Source organism: Plasticicumulans sp. (assembly GCF_035331805.1).
In the GTDB taxonomy this organism is placed as follows: Bacteria; Pseudomonadota; Gammaproteobacteria; order Competibacterales; family Competibacteraceae; genus Plasticicumulans.
In genome coordinates this window covers 1-15,689 of the sequence record NZ_DAOLKE010000056.1, presented here as the reverse complement: position 1 = coordinate 15,689, position 15,689 = coordinate 1, and the positions used below count along the sequence as shown (strand labels likewise).

Sequence of the window (15,689 nt, the reverse complement as noted above, 5' to 3'; positions counted from 1 at the left end):
CGGCCGGCCGGCGGCCGCGCTGCTCGCCGATCCCGGCGAGCGCCGCCGGCTCGCGCACGAACTCGGTCTGGCGCTGGCGAACGGCGGCGAATACCACGCCGAGCTGCGGCTGCGCCGTGCCGACGGCAGCCACTTCTGGTGCACGCTGAGCGCCAGCGCGCTCGCCGGCGGCACGATCTGCTTCGTCGAGGACATCGCCGAGCGCCGCGCCGCCGCCGAGCGGCTGGCGCAGGCGCTCGACGAGCAGCGCACGCTGATCGACAACGCGCTCGCCGGCATCGTGTTCCTGCGCGAGCGGCGCGTCGTGCGCTGCAACCGTCGCTTCGCCGACCTGCTCGGCTACCGGCCCGAGGACCTGACCGGCGTGTCGAGCCGGCTGTGGTTTCCGAGCGATGCGGCCTGGGCGGCGCTTGGGCGCGAATCGGCGCCGCTGCTGGCCGCCGGCGGCGGTTATCGCGCCGAGGCGATGCTGGTGCGCCGCGACGGCACGCCGCTCTGGTGCGAGCTCGGCGGCGCGGCGCTCGATCCGGCCGATCCCGGGCGCGGCACCATCTGGATCGTGCTCGATGCAAGCGAGCGCCATGCCGCCGAACTCGCGCTCGCCGAGGTGCACCGCGAGCTCGAAGCGCGGGTCGCGGCGCGCACGCAGGCGCTGAACCGCGCGGTGCAGGACCTGCACGTCGAGATCGAGGAGCGCCGTCAGGCCGAGGCGCGCGCGCGCCACCTCGCGCATCACGACGCGCTGACCGGGCTGCCGAACCGCGCGCTGTTCGGGGAGCGTCTGGAGCGCGCGATCGCCGCGCACCTGGCCGGCCAGACCGCGCCCGGGGCACGCATCGCGCTGCTGTTTCTCGATCTCGACCGCTTCAAGACCATCAACGACACGCTCGGCCACGGCTACGGCGACGAGCTGCTGCGCAGCCTGGCCCGGCGCCTGCCGGTCTGCGTGCGCGAACAGGACACGGTCGCGCGCCTCGGCGGCGACGAGTTCGTCGTGCTGCTGAACGGCATCGAGGACCCGCAGGCGGCGGCCCAGGTGGCCGAGCGCATCCTCGCCAGCGTCTGCGAGCCGATGCGCATCGGCGGCCACGAGCTGCAGGTGACGCCGAGCATCGGCATCAGCCTGTATCCGGACGACGGTCAGGATGCGGCGACGCTGATGAAGCACGCCGACCTGGCGATGTACGAGGCCAAGTCGCAGGGGCGCAACGGTTACCGCCACTACGCGCCGCGCCTGAACCGGCAGGCCGGCACGCGGCTGCGGCTGGCCGGGGAGCTGCGCCATGCGCTGGCGCGCGACGAGTTCGTGCTGTTCTGCCAGCCGCGCGCGCGGCTCGCCGACGGCGCCGTGACCGGGCTGGAGGCGCTGCTGCGCTGGCGCCATCCGCAGCTCGGCACGCTGCGCCCGGCGGCCTTCCTCGGCGCAGCCGAGGAGCTCGGACTGGTGCCGGAGCTGCTCGACTGGCTGCTCGATGCCACCTGCCGCCAGAGCGCAGCCTGGCTGCAGGCCGGCCTGCCGGTCACGACGGTGGCGGTGTCGCTGCCGGCGCAGCGCTACCGGCTGCCGGCGCTGGCGCCGCGCGTGCAGCAGGCGCTCGACGCGAGCGCCCTGGCGCCGAAGCATCTGGAGCTGCAGATCGACGAACGCCTGCTGGCCGCGCAGCCGGTCGAGATCGACGCGCTGGCGCGCCGGCTCGATGCGATCGGCGTGCGCCTCGCGCTCGATGGCTTCGGCATCGGCCGCGCCAACCTCGACTGCCTGGTGCGCCTGCCGCTGGCGCGCGTGACGCTGCCGCCGCGCTTCGTGCGCGCGCTGAACGCCAGCGCGCCGGCCACGCACGCGATCGTGCGCGCCAGCGTCGCGATCGCCCGCGAACTCGGGCTTGGCACGCTGGCCGAGGGCGTCGAACAGCGTGGCCAGCTCGACGTGCTGAAGGCCGCCGGCTGCGAGGAATACCAGGGCGGCCTGCTGGCGCGGCCGATGGACGCCGGGCGCTTCGAGGCCTGGCTGAAGGCGCGCGGCTGAGGCCGGGCCGCAGCCCGCGCAGGGCAGGGCGAAGGAGGGCCGGAGGCTGGCGCAGCCCGCGCCCGGCTTTCAGCTCCCGGCCGGGTCGCCGAAGCCGAACCAGGCGTCGAGCCGGGCGTGCGCGGCATCGAGGCCGCTGCGATCGAGCGACGAGAACAGCTGCGCGCCGGCGTTCGGGTACTGCGCGGCGAGCTCACGGCGCACCTGCGCGAGCGTCGAGGCTGCGGCCCCGCGCGAGAGCTTGTCGGACTTCGTCAGCAGCACGTGCGTCGCAAGGCCGCGGTGGCAAGTCCAGTCGAGCATCTGCCGGTCGAGCGGGTTGAACGGGTGGCGCACGTCCATGACCAGCAGCAGCCCGGCCAGCGCCTGGCGCTGCTCCAGATAGCGCGCGAGCACCGCCTGCCAGTGGCGCTTCACGGCCTCGGGCACCTGCGCGTAGCCGTAGCCGGGCAGATCGACCAGCCGGCGCCCGGCATCGAGCTCGAACAGGTTGATCAGCTGCGTGCGCCCGGGCGTCTTGCTGACGCGCGCGAGCCGCGACTGGCCGGTCAGCGTGTTCAGCGCGCTCGACTTGCCGGCGTTGGAACGCCCGGCCAGCGCCACCTCGATGCCCTCGTCGGGCGGCAGCTGGTGCAGTTCATTGGCGCTCTTGAGGAAGTGCGCACTGCGGTAACGCTCGTTCATGGTCCGGAATCCGCCGGCGGCGATCGACCGGCAAAGCACCGCTGTGACGGGGCTTGCGATTGAATGACCCTGCCGGAACTGGTATATAGCGCGGCTGTTTTCGCCCCTTGCGTGCCCGCCGGGGGAGGGGAGAGAGCCCGGCGCGAAGCCTGTTTCCAGGGGCGGGCCGCCGGGTTTCAGAACACCGAATCCCGCATCGTACAGGAGTCGTTTCAACATGAAGAAGCTGTTCTTGATTGCCGCTGCGAGCGCCCTCATCGGCTCGGCCCCGCTGGCCCTGGCCGCGGGCGACGCCGCTGCCGGTCAGGCGAAGTCCGCGATGTGCGGTGCCTGCCACGGTGCTGACGGCAACAGCGCGAGCGCGGACTTTCCGAAGCTCGCGGGCCAGAATGCCGGCTACCTGTACAAGCAGCTGGCCGAGTTCAAGTCCGGCGCGCGTGTCAACCCGACCATGCAGGGCATGGTTGCCGCGCTGAGCGACGAGGACATGCAGAACCTCGCGGCCTACTTCGCCAGCCAGACTCCGGGCAAGGGCGAGGCGGATCCGGCGCTGGTGAAGGCCGGCGAGGCGCTGTTCCGCGGCGGCAACCTCGACACCGGCGTCTCGGCCTGCTCCGCCTGCCACGGCGTCAGCGGCAAGGGCAACGAAGGTGCGAAGTTCCCGGCGCTGGCCGGCCAGCACGCCAAGTACACCGAGGTCCAGCTGCTCGCCTTCCGCTCGATGGCCCGCGCCAACGATCCGGGCCAGATGATGCGCGGCGTTGCGGCGCGCATGAGCGACGCCGAGATCAAGGCCATCGCCTCGTACCTGCAGGGCCTGCAGTAAGCCCGGCTCTCCCGCCTGCCGGGAGTCCGCCGACGCAGTTACGTGCGATACGTGCAACAAGGGTGGCCCGGCGCCACCCTTTCGCTTTTCTCCCGGTCCGGTGACGGACCGCCCGCATCGAGCGCCCGATGACTGCCGTCCGTTCCGCCCGCGCCGCCCGTCCGGCGCTGCTGTCCGAATTCCTCGGCTCGATGAACCTCGCGATCACGCTGCTGGTGGTGGTCGCGGTGGCTTCGGTGATCGGCACGGTACTGAAGCAGAACGAGCCGTACACGAACTACGTGATCAAGTTCGGACCGTTCTGGTTCGAGGTGTTCCGCAAGCTCGGCCTGTACGATGTCTACGGTGCACCGTGGTTTCTGGCGATCCTCGGCTTCCTGGTGCTGTCGACCGGCGTCTGCCTGTGGCGGCACGTGCCGGGCATGCTCGCCGAGATCAACCACTTCCGGCTGACGGTGCAGGCGAAGTCGCTGCGCGCCTTCCACAGCCACGCCGAATGGACGCTCGCCGCCGATCCGGCGACGGTCGCCGCGCAGGCGGCTGGCGCGTTGCGCGCCCAGGGCTATCGCGTGCGCAGCAGCACGCACGAGGACGGCCACACCGTGCTCGCGGCGCTGCGCGGCAGCCTCAACCGCTTCGGCTACCTGTTCACGCATCTGGCGATCGTCGTGATCTGCGTCGGCGGCCTGCTCGACGGCAACCTGCCGCTGAAATGGAAGGAATGGCGCGGCGAGGTGAAGCTCGAAACCCGCGACGTGGTCGCGCGCGACGTGCCGCCGGAGAGCCGCCTCGCGCCCGGCGACAGCCTGTCGTTTCGCGGCAACGTGCGCCTGCCCGAGGACAGCTCGGCGAACTTCGTGTTCCTGCGCCTGCGCGACGGCTTCTTCGTGCAGGAGCTGCCGTTTGCGATCGAGCTGAAGCAGTTCCGCGTCGAGTTCTATCCGACCGGCCAGCCGAAGAACTTCGAGAGCGACGTGCTGATCCACGATGCCGACCGGCTGAAGACACCGCTCGCCTCGACGATCAAGGTCAACCACCCGCTGGTCTACCGCGGCTACGCGATCTACCAGTCCGACTTCGGCGACGGCGGCTCGCTGATGCGCATGACCGCGCAGCCGCTGCTCGGCCAGAGTGCCGCGCCGCCGAAGCTCGAAGGCCGCATCGGCGAGAAGCTCTCGCTCGACACGCCGCAGGGGCCGCTGACGCTCGAACTCGACGACTTCCGGCTCTACAACATCCTGCCGGTGCCGGCCTCCGAGCAGCAGGCCGCGAGCGACGCGGTCGGCGAGCCGGGGCGCAAGGTGCGCAACTTCGGGCCGAACTTCACGTACCGGCTGCGCAACGCCGCCGGTCAGGCGCTGGAGTTCCAGAACTTCATGCAGCCGTTCCGCCTCGACGGGCGCTCGTTCTTCCTGTCCGGCGTGCGCGGCACGCCGTCCGAGGAGTTCAGCTACCTGCACATCCCGGCCGATGCGCAGGGCACGCCGGGGCGCTTCCTGCGCTTCACCGCGCTGCTGCACGACCGCGCCCGCGTGCAGGCCGTGCTCGCGCGCGCCGGCACGACGGCGCCTGGCATGTCGGCGGCCGAACTGGCGGCGGTGCGCCTGCGCCTCGTCGATCTGTTCCTGAAGCAGGGCATCGACGGCGTCATCGAGCAGACCCGCCAGCGCGTGCCGGCCGAACGCGCCGAGGAGGCGACGCGCTTCTTCCTCGAAGTGCTGCGCATGAGCCTCGGCGAGCTGTACGTCGAGCTGCTGCGCGGCGAGGGTCTGGCCGCCGATGCCGAGCCCGGCCCCGCGGACGAGCAGTTCTTCAACGATGCGCTGAACGCGCTGTCGGCGATCCCGAACTACGGGGCGCCGTTCTGGCTGCAGCTCGATGGCTTCGAACAGGTGCAGGCTTCCGGCTTGCAGATCACGAAAGCCGGTGGCCAGAATGTGGTTTACCTCGGCTTCGCGCTGCTGACGGCCGGCGTGTTCGTGATGTTCTACACCTCGCACCGGCGCGTCTGGGTCTGGCTCGCGCCCGAGGATGGCGGCACCCGGCTGATCCTCGCCGGCAGCGGCAACCGCCATCAGGAAGCCTTCGTACAGGAGTTCGAACGGCTCGAAGCCGCGGTCGCCGTGCAGACCGGCGCCGCGACGCTCCCCCCGAATCCTCCAGCCTGAGGTGACGATCATGGCGGTGACCCGCGAGCGCATGCTCGACGTGCTCGGCAATGGCCCGGAAAGCGCCCCGCGCCGGCCGGCCACGGCGGAATGGATCTGGATCGCGCTGGTGCTGACCGGCGCCGGCTGGGCCGGCTGGACCTACGGCGCGGTCATGGACGGCTACGAACTCGCGATCCTCGCCGGCTCGGCGCTGGCGCTGATCGCGTGGGGCTGGCACTGGCGGCCGGCGCGCGCGTACTCGGCCGCGGTCGCGGCGCTGTCGCTGTTCGCGATCGGCCGCTACGGCGACAGCCTCGGGGCCGCGCAGACCGACTTCTTCCTGAAGTACCTGCTCGCGAGCCAGCAGGCGTTCATGTGGATGAGCGCGCTGTACGTGCTGGCGACGCTCACCTACGCGGCGGCGCTGGTGTCGCGCTCCGACTTCGTCGGACGCACCGCCAGCGCGCTGACCTGGACGGCGAGCGTCATGGGGCTGGCCGGGCTGATGGTGCGCTGGCGCGAGTCCTACCTGATGGGCGCCGACATCGGCCACATCCCGGTCAGCAACCTCTACGAAGTCTTCATCCTGTTCTCGGTGATCACGGCGCTGCTGTACCTCTATTACGAGGGCCGCACGCGCACCCGGGCGATGGGGGCCTTCGTGCTGCTGGTGATCTCGGCCGCGGTCGGCTTCCTGCTCTGGTACACCTTCGATCGCGAGGCCCAGCACATCCAGCCGCTGGTGCCGGCGCTGCAGAGCTACTGGATGAAGATCCACGTGCCGGCCAACTTCATCGGCTACGGCGCCTTCTCGCTGGCGGCGATGCTCGGCGTCGTCTATCTGCTCGCGCAGCCGCAGCAGGCCGCACCGGCGCTGCGCCGCGTGCTGTGGCCGGCGGGCGCGCTGCTCGTCGCCACCGGCGCGGCGATGGTCGGCTGGACCTTCACGCACGAGGAGGCCGCGAAGGTGCTGCGCGCCTGGGCGCTGCTGCCGGTCACGGCCGGGCTGCTGGTCTGGGTGGTCGCCGGTCAGGGGCGCATGGCCGACCGGCTGCCGGCACCGGCCGTGGTCGACAACATCCTCTACAAGTCGATCGCGCTCGGCTTCGCGGCGTTCACGGTCGCGACCATCCTCGGCGCGCTGTGGGCGGCCGAGGCCTGGGGCGGCTACTGGTCCTGGGATCCGAAGGAAACCTGGGCGCTGATCGTCTGGCTGAACTACGCCGCCTGGCTGCACCTGCGCCTGACCAAGGGCCTGCGCGGCCCGCCGATGGCGTGGTGGGCGATCATCGGCCTGTTCGTGACCGCGTTCGCGTTCCTCGGCGTCAACATGTGGCTGTCGGGCCTGCATTCCTACGGCACGCTGTGAGCGCGCCCGGCGCCGAACCGTCTTCCCCCCGTACCGAAGGAATCGTCCGCATGCCGAAGTTTCCGCTGATCCCCGCCGTGCTGCTGGCCTTCGCCTGCGCGCTGCTGCCGGCCACCGCTTCCGCCGACGAGGCCCCGGCCTTCAAGGAAGGCACCGAGTACACGGTGCTGAAGACGCCGGTCGCCACGTCGACGGCCGAACAGCCCGGCAAGGTCGAGGTCGTCGAGCTGTTCTGGTTCGGCTGCCCGCACTGCTACCGGCTGGAGCCGGCGATCCAGGAATGGCTGAAGGCGAGGCCCGAGGAGGCCGTGTTCGTGCGCGTGCCGGCGGCGCTCGCGCCGAACTGGGAACTCGGCGCCCGCGCCTACTACGCGGCGCTGTCGCTCGATGTCGAGGACAAGCTGCACCAGCCGCTGTTCGATGCGATCCACAAGGACCGCAAGCTGGCGCTGATCACCGACGAGAACGCGCTGGTCAGCTTCGCCGGCGGCCTCGGCATCGACGCCGAGGCCTACCGCAAGGCGCTGCATTCGTTCGATGTCGAGACGCGGCTGCGCAAGTCCAAGCAGCTCGTCGTGCAGTACCGCGTCACCGGCGTGCCGGCCGTCATCGTCGCCGGCAAGTACGTCACCGACATCGCCATGGCCGGATCGCCGGCGCGGGTGATGGACGTCGTGAACTTCCTCGTGCGCAAGGAAAGCGGCAAGAGCGGCAGCTAGTTGATGAGCCGCATGAGCCATAACTGAGCGGGTCGCGCTGCGCGGCGCCGGTGGCGGCGCCGCCCGGCATCGCCGGGAGCCATGTCATGGAGCGAGCCACCGAGCCCGCACTGCAGCGCCTGCGGCTGCTCAGCTACAACATCCAGTCCGGCCTGAGCACGCGCCGGTATTCGGATTACGTCACGCACAGCTGGCGCCACGTGCTGCCGGTGCCGTCACGGATGGTCAACCTCGACGCCATCGCCGATCTCGCCGCCGGCTACGACATCGTCGGCCTGCAGGAGGTCGACCCCGGCAGCCTGCGCAGCGGCTTCGTCGATCAGGCCGCGTATCTGGCCGCGCGCGGCGGCTTCCCGTTCGTTCACGACCAGTCGAACCGGCGCATCGGCATGATCTCGCATCACGCCAACGCCGTGCTGTCGCGCCACCGCCCGAGCGCGATCGAGGACCGCAAGCTCCCCGGCCTGATCAAGGGCCGCGGCGTGCTGTGCGTGCGCTACGGCGACGGCCCCGAGGCGCTGCACCTGTTCATCATCCACCTCGCGCTCGGCCGGCGCGGGCGCATGCAGCAGCTCGGCTTTTTGGCCGAACTGATCGCCGATGCCCGCCACGCCATCGTCATGGGCGACCTGAACTGTCACGCCGGCAGCCCGGAAATTGCCCATCTGCTGGCGCGCACCTCGCTGGCCGAGCCCGAGGCGCTGCACCTGCCGACCTTCCCGAGCTGGGCGCCGAACCGCCAGCTCGACCACATCCTGGTGTCGGAGTCGATCCGCGTCGAACGCGTCGAGGTGCTGCGCCACACCTATTCGGATCACCTGCCGATCGCGATGGAGGTCGTGCTGCCGGCCGCGGCGTGGTGGTCCGGGATCGCGCCGGCCGCGGCGGCCTCGCTGCCGTAGCGGTAGTCGATGCGCACCGTGCGCACCGCGCGCAGTGCATCGAGGATGTGCGTCGGTCCCTCGTACCAGAGCAGGCGACGGCTGCGCACGTCGTAGGCGATGTCCATGTGGGGCGCGAACAGCCGGTACAGCCAGTGATCGATGTCGATGCGCAGCGTCAGCCGCCCGTCGTCGAGCGCGAGCCGGCGCACGCGCAGCGGGTAGATCGCCGCATCGAGCGGTATCAGCAGCCGCGCATGCAGCTCGAAGCCCGGATCGTCGACGAAGGCCGCGAGCCGCGCGCGCAGCAGGAAGTGCAGGCCCTGGCCGCTGACCAGATCCGGCGCAAGCGCATAGTTGCCGCTTTTCTCCGGACTGCCGTCACCGGCGATGGCGCGGGTCTCGGCCCGGTCGCCGTGGATCTGCAGCTGATCGCTGCGCCCGAGCCGGCGGTCCTCGAAGCGATACGCCGGCGTGTATGGCGCCGGGGTCGGCGCCGGAAAGCGCGAATCCATCTCGCCGAAGGACTGGCCGGCGGCATCGCTGTAGCGGGTGAAGCTGGTGACCGGCCGTTCTCCGCGCCATTCGACCCGATGACGCTCGACGTAATACACGCTGCCATCGGCCAGCCGGGCGATGCCGGTGAAGGTTTCGACCGCTTCGGCGGCCGGGGACGGCGGCGCAGCGGCGGCCAGCAGCAGCAGGGCAAGACCACGACGCAGGACGGGGACAGGGACGGGCAGGCGCATGATCCGGGCTCCGGCGGCGGGCAGGGGGATTGCCGCCACCCGGGATGCGCGGGCCTGCCGAAGATGGATGCACACGGACGCTGCCGGCGTGGGTGCGCACGAGGTGCGGGCCGGCACGCAGGCAGTGCGTCGGCTATGCTGCGCCGGCCGTGAAACACACGGCGCACCGTTGTTGCTGCGCCGGACCCGCGCCGTCCGCAGACCGCCGGGATCTGCCGCCGGCGCGGTGGCCGCGGTCCCGCTCGACGCCCGGCATGTGCCGGCGCGCATTCCCGTATCCGATGGAGTTCCGAACCGATGAAGATCGCAAGGCCGATCACGATGGGCTGTGCCCTGATCTGCGCCGTGGCGCTGGCCGGCTGTGCCGCCACCCCCGAGCCGCCGCAGCCGGAAGTCGTGGCGATCAACGCCACCAGCGCCAGTGCGCGCGTCGAGCGCGTCGACCAGAAGCAGCGGCAGCTGACGCTGAAGCTGCAGGACGGCCGCCGCATCGAGCTGGCCGTTTCCCCGGAAGTGCGTAACTTCGCGCAGATCCGCCGTGGTGACACCGTCGAGGTGCGCTACGTCGAATCGGTGCTGCTGCAGGTCCACCCGAAGGGCACGGCCGCGCCGACGGCCAGCGCCGGCGAGTACGTGCAGGGCGCACCGGCCGGCGAGAAGCCGGCCGGGGTCGCGGTGCAGGAGGTCAACATCGTCGCGAAGATCGTCGCGATCGCCGCCGATCGCAGCATGGTGACGCTGCAGGGGCCGCGCGGGCGCCAGGTCGACATCGCCGTGCGCGAGCCGCGCCGGCTCGACGGCGTCAAGGTGGGCGATCTGGTCGAGCTGACCTACCGCCAGGGCGTGGCGATCGAGGTCAGTGCCCCCGCGCGCAAGTGACGGGCGAGGCTGCCACCCTGCATCCGGCAGGGACGCCGGGCTGAACGGACGCACACAGTGCCAGGGAGCGGCCACCGGGCCGGCACCCGGGCGATGCGGACTTGAACGCTGCCGGCAATCGGGGTATCCAGCCGGTCTTTCCCCCGATCGAGTCCGCCGATGTCCCAGGATCCCGCTCCCGATACCGCGCCGCGCGCGCTGGTCGTGCTCTCCGGTGGCCAGGATTCGACCACCTGCCTGTACTGGGCGCTCGATCGCTTCGGAGCCGGCCGGGTCGAGGCGCTGAGCTTCGACTACGGCCAGCGCCACCGCATCGAACTCGACTGCGCGGCGCGCATCGCCGCGCTCGCCGACGTGCCGCACGTCGTGCTGCCGATCAACACCTTCGGTGCCCTCGGCGGCAGCGCGCTGACCGAGAAGGCGATCCCGGTGCGCGCCGGGCTGGAAGCCAACCGGCTGCCAAACACCTTCGTGCCCGGGCGCAACCTGATCTTCCTGAGCTTCGCCGCGGCACACGCCTACCGGCGCGGCATCACCGAACTCGTGACCGGCGTCGCGCAGACCGACTACTCCGGTTATCCGGACTGCCGGCTCGCGACCATCGAGGCGCTGCAGCAGGCGATCCGTCTCGGCATGGAGGCGGAGATCACGATCCACACGCCGCTGATGTTCAAGAGCAAGGCCGAGACCGTGCATATGGCGCAGGCGCTCGGCGCGCTGCCGGCGCTGGCGTGGAGCCACACCTGCTACAACGGCGTGCAGCCGCCCTGCGGCGAGTGCCCGGCCTGCCGGCTGCGCGCGCAGGGCTTCGCCGAGGCCGGCATCGCCGATCCGCTGATCGAGCGCCTGCGCGGCGCCGGCACCGACCGGCACGCATGAGCAGCCCGGCCGTCTGCTACACGCTCGCGAGCGCGCCGTTCGAGGCCGCCTGCCGCATCCCGACGCTGCCGGCCACGCATCCGGCGAGCCGCCTGCACGGCCACAGCTATGCCGCGCGCGTGCGCGCGCGACTGCCGGCGGACTGGGCGGGCTTTGCCGGTGCCGGCCTCGGCACGCTGCGCGAATGCCTGGGCGCGGCGGTCGCACCGCTCGACTACGCGTACCTGAACGATCATCTGCCCGTGCCGACCGACGAGAACCTGGCGCGCTGGCTGCGCAAGGCGCTGGCCGGGGCCGGGGTGCCGGGGCTGGAATCGCTCGGCATCCGCTCGACGCCGGATGCCGGCGTCGATCTCGATGCCGACGGCCGCGCGCACGTCTGGCGGCGCTTCCGCTTCGAGGCCGCGCACTGGCTGCCGAAGGTGCCGCCCGGCCATCCGTGCGGGCGGCTGCACGGCCACGGTTTCGAGGTCGTGCTGCACGCCAACCAGGATCTCGGCAGCGCCGACATGGGCATCGACCAGGACGGCCTCGCCGTGCTGTGGGCACCGCTCGGTGCCAAGCTCGACCACGCCTGCCTGAACGATCTGCCCGGCCTCGACTGCCCGACCAGCGAGGTGCTGGCGCGCTGGATCTGGCAGCGGCTGAAACCGCGGCAGCCGGAGCTGTCGTGGGTGACGGTCTTCGAGACCGTCACCGCCGGCTGCCAGTACGACGGCGAGCACTTCCGCATCTGGAAGGAACAGCGCTTCGAGGCCGCCACCCGGCTGTCGCACGCGCCGGTGGAGGACCGCCGCGCCGGCCTGCACGGCCACAGCTACGCGATCCGCCTGCACGTCGACGCACCGCTCGACGAGGTGCTCGGCTGGACCGTCGACTTCGGCGACGTGAAGGCGCGGTTCGCGCCGGTCTATGACCGGCTCGATCACCAGCGGCTCGACGCACTGCCGGGGCTCGCCGATGGCGATACCGCCGCGCTCGCCGCGTGGATCCGCGCCGAGGCCGCCGGGGCCTTGCCGGAACTCGATCGCATCGATCTCTACGAGACGCCCGGCAACGGCGTGGCGCTCTGCTGGGGCGCGCTCGCCCCGGCGCTGCCGGGCTGAGCGGGCACGCACGATGGCCTACACGGTCAAGGAACTGTTCTACACGCTGCAGGGCGAGGGCGCGCAGACCGGCCGCGCGGCGGTGTTCTGCCGCTTCGCCGGCTGCAATCTGTGGAGCGGGCGCGAGGCCGACCGCGCGCGCGCCGTCTGCCGCTTCTGCGACACCGACTTCCTCGGCACCGACGGCGAGGGTGGCGGGCGCTTCGCGGACGCCGAAGCCCTCGCGCAGGCCGTCGCCGCGCGCTGGCCGCAGGGCGCGGGCGGACGGCCCTACGTGGTCTGCACCGGCGGCGAACCGCTGCTGCAGCTCGACGCGCCGCTGATCGACGCGCTGCACGCGCGCGGCTTCGAGGTCGCGGTCGAGACCAACGGCACGCAGCCGGCCCCGGCCGGCCTCGACTGGATCTGCGTGAGCCCCAAGGCCGGCGCGCCGCTGGTGCTGACGGCCGGCGACGAGCTGAAGCTCGTCTACCCGCAGGTGGAGATCGAGGCACAGCCCGAGCGCTTCGCGGCACTCGCCTTCCGGCACTTCTTCGTGCAGCCGCTCGACGGCCCGGAGCGCGCCGGCGCGCTCGCCGCCTGCATCGACTACTGCCAGCGCCACCCGCAATGGCGGCTGAGCCTGCAGACGCACAAGCTGATCGGCATTCCGTAGCGCGGCCGCTCGCACCGGCGAGTCCCTGACTGCCCGATCCCGCGGGCGCGGCCGGCTGTCCCTTGCGGCGAAGAATGCCGGCCGGCCCCGCGGCAGCCGGCGGTGCTGACTTTGCGTATATTCGATTATTTGAATATATTCACGTCCTCCCCCTGCCGGATGCCGCCATGTCTGTGCCCGAGGTCGAAAGCTTCTTCGAGCCGTTCACCGAAACCTGGTCGCACCTGCTGATCGCGCCCGAAGGCTGCTGCGCGATCCTCGATCCGGTGCTCGACTACGACTACCGCTCGGGGCGCACCGGCACGGCCAGCGCCGGGCGCATCGCGGCGCGCGTGCGCGAACGCGGGCTGACGGTCGAGTGGATCCTCGAAACCCACGTGCACGCCGATCACCTGTCGGCCGGCGACCATCTGCGGCGCACGCTCGGCGGGCGGCTGGCGATCGGCGAGCACGTGTGCGAGGTGCAGCAGCGCTTCGCGCGGCTCTACGGCGCCGGGGCCGATTTCCGCAGCGACGGATCGCAGTTCGACCGGCTGTTCACGGACGGTGAACGCTTCCGGCTCGGCTCGCTGGAGATCGAGGTCCTGCACGGTCCCGGCCACACGCCGGCCTGCGTCGCCTACCGGGTCGGCACGGCCGTGTTCGTCGGCGACCTGATCTTCATGCCCGATGTCGGCACCGCGCGCTGCGACTTCCCCGGCGGCTCGGCGCGGGCGCTGTACCGCTCGGTGCGCCGCATCCTCGACCTGCCGCCGGACACGGTCCTGTACTTCTGCCACGACTATCCGCCCGAGGGCCGGGAACGCTCGGCATACGCGAGCGTCGCCGCACAGCGCGCCGCCAACATCGACATCCACGACGGCATCGGCGAGGACGAGTTCGTCGCCCGGCGCCTCGCCCGCGATGCCGGCATGCCGCTGCCGCGCCTGATGCTGCCGGCGCTGCAGGTCAACATGCGCGCCGGTGCGCTGCCGCCGGCCGAAGCCGACGGCGTGCAGTACCTGAAGATTCCGCTGAACGTGCTCGGCGCCCCGGACGCAGCCGACGATCCGCAGCCGTGAACCCCGGGCGGCGGACCGGATTCTGGCTGCCGTGGCTCGCCGTCAGCCGGGCCGAAGGCGCGGCGGGGCTGGTGGCCGATGCGATCGCCGGCCTTGTGGTCGCGATCCTGCTGGTGCCGCAGGCGCTGGCCTACGCGCAGCTCGCCGCCCTGCCGCCGCAGACCGGGCTGTATGCCGGCCTGCTGGCACCGCTCGCCTACGCGCTCTGCGGCGCGAGCCGCGTGCTCGCGGTCGGGCCGGTCGCCGTCGTGTCGCTGATGACGGCCGCCGCGGTCGGGCCGGTGGTTGCCGCGACCGGCGCCGAGCCGCAGGCGGTCGCGCTCGCGCTCGCGCTCGCGGTCGGGCTGTTCTCGCTCGGCTTCGCACTGCTCGGGCTCGGCGCGCTCGCGCACTTCCTGAGTCATCCGGTGATCGCCGGCCTGATGAGCGCCTCGGCGCTGCTGATCGCGGTTGGCCAGGCCAGACACCTGCTCGGCATCGCCGTCGACGGGGCGACGCTGCCGGTGCTGCTGCCGGGTCTGCTGACCCGTCTCGACCAGGTGAATCCGCTCGCGCTCGCCTTCGGCGCCGGCGCGATCGCGCTGCTGGTGCTCGCCGGACGCGGGCTCGCCCCCTTGCTGCAGCGACTCGGCCTCGCCGGCCCGACGGCCCGGCTGCTCGCGCGGCTGGCGCCGGTGTTCGTCGTGCTGCTCGCGATCGGGCTGGTGCGCGGTTTCGGGCTCGAACACGCGCTGCGCACGGTCGGCGACATCCCGCCCGGTCTGCCCGGCCTGACGCTGCCGCCGGCCGATCCGGCCGTCTGGCGCGCGATCGCGTGGCCGGCGCTGCTGATCGCGGTGATCGGTTTCGTCGAATCGATGGCGATGGCGCAGACCTTCGCCGCGCCGCGGCGCGAGCGCATCGATCCGGCGCAGGAACTGCGCGGCCTCGGGCTCGCGAATCTGGCCGCGGCCTTCAGCGGTGCGTATCCGGTTTCGGGCGGGCTGTCGCGCACCGTGATCGCGGCGGCGGCCGGTGCCCGTTCGCCGCTGGCCGGCGTGCTGAGCGCCGTGGCGCTCGTGCCGGCGCTGCTGTGGGCCACGCCGCTGCTCGGCGCGCTGCCGCAGGCGGTGCTGGCCGCGACCATCGTCGTGCCGATCCTGAAGCTCGTCGACCCGCCGGGGCTGCTGCGGCTGTGGCGCTATTCGCGTGCCGATGCGGCGGCCCTGGCCGCGACCGGGGCCGGCGTGCTGCTGCTCGGCGTCGAGCTGGGTCTGCTCGCCGGTCTCGCGGTGTCGATCGGCGCCTTCCTGCTGCAGGCGAGCCGTCCGCATTACGCGATCGTCGGCCGCGTGCCCGGCACCGAGCACTACCGCAACGTGCTGCGCCACCCGGTCGCCGGAAGCCAGCGGGTGCTGACCGTGCGCGTCGACGAGAGCCTGCGCTTCTGCAATGCCGCGTGGCTGGAGGACACGGTCGCGCAGCTCGTCGCCGGCCGGCCGGAACTCACCGACGTGGTGCTGATGTGCCCGGGCGTCAACGCCATCGACGCCAGCGCCTTCGAAAGCCTCGAACGCATCGACGCCCGCCTGCGCGCCGGCGGCCTGCGCCTGCATCTTTCCGAGGTCAAGGGCCCGGTCATGGACCGCCTCGCCGCCGCCGGCCTGCCGCAGCGCCTGTCGGGGCAGGTGTTCCTGAGCCAGCATCAGGCGATGCAGGCGCTGGA

14 protein-coding genes are annotated in these 15,689 nt (G+C 71.9%); 12 read left to right on the top strand and 2 right to left on the bottom strand.

What is annotated here, in order from left to right; translation table 11 throughout:
* The coding region (locus PKE44_RS06330; RefSeq protein ID WP_324549178.1) for an EAL domain-containing protein at positions 1-2,026 on the top strand (2,026 nt) is incomplete at its 5' end.
* Positions 2,027-2,095: 69 nt separating this feature from the next.
* Here the strand turns inward: PKE44_RS06330 and yihA are convergent.
* Positions 2,096-2,710, bottom strand: a complete 615-nt coding sequence (yihA, locus tag PKE44_RS06325; protein WP_324549176.1) for a ribosome biogenesis GTP-binding protein YihA/YsxC — start codon at positions 2,708-2,710, stop codon at positions 2,096-2,098.
* Between the two features lie 217 nt (positions 2,711-2,927).
* Here yihA and PKE44_RS06320 point away from each other — a divergent pair, with 217 nt between their 5' ends.
* The 5 genes from PKE44_RS06320 (at position 2,928) to PKE44_RS06300 (ending at position 8,676) form a co-directional block, all read left to right on the top strand.
* On the top strand, positions 2,928-3,536 hold the full coding sequence (locus PKE44_RS06320; protein ID WP_324549174.1) for a c-type cytochrome: 609 nt from the start codon (positions 2,928-2,930) through the stop codon (positions 3,534-3,536).
* A gap of 128 nt (positions 3,537-3,664) precedes the next feature.
* Positions 3,665-5,704 carry a cytochrome c biogenesis protein ResB gene (locus PKE44_RS06315; RefSeq protein ID WP_324549172.1) on the top strand — a complete coding sequence of 680 codons (2,040 nt, stop codon included), beginning with the start codon at positions 3,665-3,667 and terminating at the stop codon, positions 5,702-5,704.
* A gap of 31 nt (positions 5,705-5,735) precedes the next feature.
* A complete protein-coding gene (gene ccsB / locus PKE44_RS06310; RefSeq protein WP_324549180.1) occupies positions 5,736-7,055 on the top strand; it encodes a c-type cytochrome biogenesis protein CcsB in 1,320 nt (439 codons plus the stop codon).
* A 50-nt stretch (positions 7,056-7,105) separates the two neighbouring features.
* On the top strand, positions 7,106-7,774 hold the full coding sequence (locus PKE44_RS06305; protein ID WP_324549170.1) for a thiol:disulfide interchange protein DsbA/DsbL: 669 nt from the start codon (positions 7,106-7,108) through the stop codon (positions 7,772-7,774).
* 86 nt (positions 7,775-7,860) lie between these two features.
* Entirely contained in the window at positions 7,861-8,676 is an 816-nt protein-coding gene (locus PKE44_RS06300; RefSeq protein WP_324549168.1) for an endonuclease/exonuclease/phosphatase family protein, read from the top strand.
* Here the strand turns inward: PKE44_RS06300 and PKE44_RS06295 are convergent.
* Positions 8,589-9,404: a hypothetical protein gene (locus PKE44_RS06295; protein WP_324549166.1), complete on the bottom strand. Its 816-nt coding sequence runs from the start codon at positions 9,402-9,404 to the stop codon at positions 8,589-8,591. The two genes, PKE44_RS06300 and PKE44_RS06295, sit on opposite strands and share 88 nt — an antisense overlap.
* A gap of 297 nt (positions 9,405-9,701) precedes the next feature.
* On the opposite strand from PKE44_RS06295, the gene PKE44_RS06290 reads away from it, so the two are divergent.
* The 6 genes from PKE44_RS06290 to PKE44_RS06265 form a co-directional block, all read left to right on the top strand.
* On the top strand, positions 9,702-10,283 hold the full coding sequence (locus tag PKE44_RS06290; protein WP_324549165.1) for a hypothetical protein: 582 nt from the start codon (positions 9,702-9,704) through the stop codon (positions 10,281-10,283).
* A 159-nt stretch (positions 10,284-10,442) separates the two neighbouring features.
* Positions 10,443-11,162, top strand: a complete 720-nt coding sequence (gene queC / locus PKE44_RS06285; RefSeq protein WP_324549163.1) for a 7-cyano-7-deazaguanine synthase QueC — start codon at positions 10,443-10,445, stop codon at positions 11,160-11,162.
* Positions 11,159-12,268, top strand: a complete 1,110-nt coding sequence (locus tag PKE44_RS06280) for a 6-carboxytetrahydropterin synthase (protein WP_324549161.1) — start codon at positions 11,159-11,161, stop codon at positions 12,266-12,268. The genes queC and PKE44_RS06280 overlap by 4 nt, the downstream gene beginning before the upstream one ends.
* Before the next feature lie 13 nt (positions 12,269-12,281).
* On the top strand, positions 12,282-12,923 hold the full coding sequence (queE, locus tag PKE44_RS06275) for a 7-carboxy-7-deazaguanine synthase (RefSeq protein ID WP_324549159.1): 642 nt from the start codon (positions 12,282-12,284) through the stop codon (positions 12,921-12,923).
* Positions 12,924-13,090: 167 nt separating this feature from the next.
* Positions 13,091-13,984, top strand: a complete 894-nt coding sequence (locus PKE44_RS06270) for an MBL fold metallo-hydrolase (protein WP_324549157.1) — start codon at positions 13,091-13,093, stop codon at positions 13,982-13,984.
* A partial coding sequence (locus PKE44_RS06265; RefSeq protein WP_324549155.1) for a SulP family inorganic anion transporter occupies positions 13,981-15,689 on the top strand: 1,709 nt, incomplete at its 3' end. The genes PKE44_RS06270 and PKE44_RS06265, both read left to right, overlap by 4 nt.

Excerpts from the sequence above, each read along its gene's own strand:
- yihA (WP_324549176.1), bottom strand. The coding sequence starts at position 2,710 with ATGAACGAGCGTTACCGCAGTGCGCACTTCCTCAAGAGCGCCAATGAA.
- PKE44_RS06320 (WP_324549174.1), top strand. The coding sequence starts at position 2,928 with ATGAAGAAGCTGTTCTTGATTGCCGCTGCGAGCGCCCTCATCGGCTCG.
- PKE44_RS06315 (WP_324549172.1), top strand. The coding sequence starts at position 3,665 with ATGACTGCCGTCCGTTCCGCCCGCGCCGCCCGTCCGGCGCTGCTGTCC.
- ccsB (WP_324549180.1), top strand. The coding sequence starts at position 5,736 with ATGCTCGACGTGCTCGGCAATGGCCCGGAAAGCGCCCCGCGCCGGCCG.
- PKE44_RS06305 (WP_324549170.1), top strand. The coding sequence starts at position 7,106 with ATGCCGAAGTTTCCGCTGATCCCCGCCGTGCTGCTGGCCTTCGCCTGC.
- PKE44_RS06300 (WP_324549168.1), top strand. The coding sequence starts at position 7,861 with ATGGAGCGAGCCACCGAGCCCGCACTGCAGCGCCTGCGGCTGCTCAGC.
- PKE44_RS06295 (WP_324549166.1), bottom strand. The coding sequence starts at position 9,404 with ATGCGCCTGCCCGTCCCTGTCCCCGTCCTGCGTCGTGGTCTTGCCCTG.
- PKE44_RS06290 (WP_324549165.1), top strand. The coding sequence starts at position 9,702 with ATGAAGATCGCAAGGCCGATCACGATGGGCTGTGCCCTGATCTGCGCC.
- queC (WP_324549163.1), top strand. The coding sequence starts at position 10,443 with ATGTCCCAGGATCCCGCTCCCGATACCGCGCCGCGCGCGCTGGTCGTG.
- PKE44_RS06280 (WP_324549161.1), top strand. The coding sequence starts at position 11,159 with ATGAGCAGCCCGGCCGTCTGCTACACGCTCGCGAGCGCGCCGTTCGAG.
- queE (WP_324549159.1), top strand. The coding sequence starts at position 12,282 with ATGGCCTACACGGTCAAGGAACTGTTCTACACGCTGCAGGGCGAGGGC.
- PKE44_RS06270 (WP_324549157.1), top strand. The coding sequence starts at position 13,091 with ATGTCTGTGCCCGAGGTCGAAAGCTTCTTCGAGCCGTTCACCGAAACC.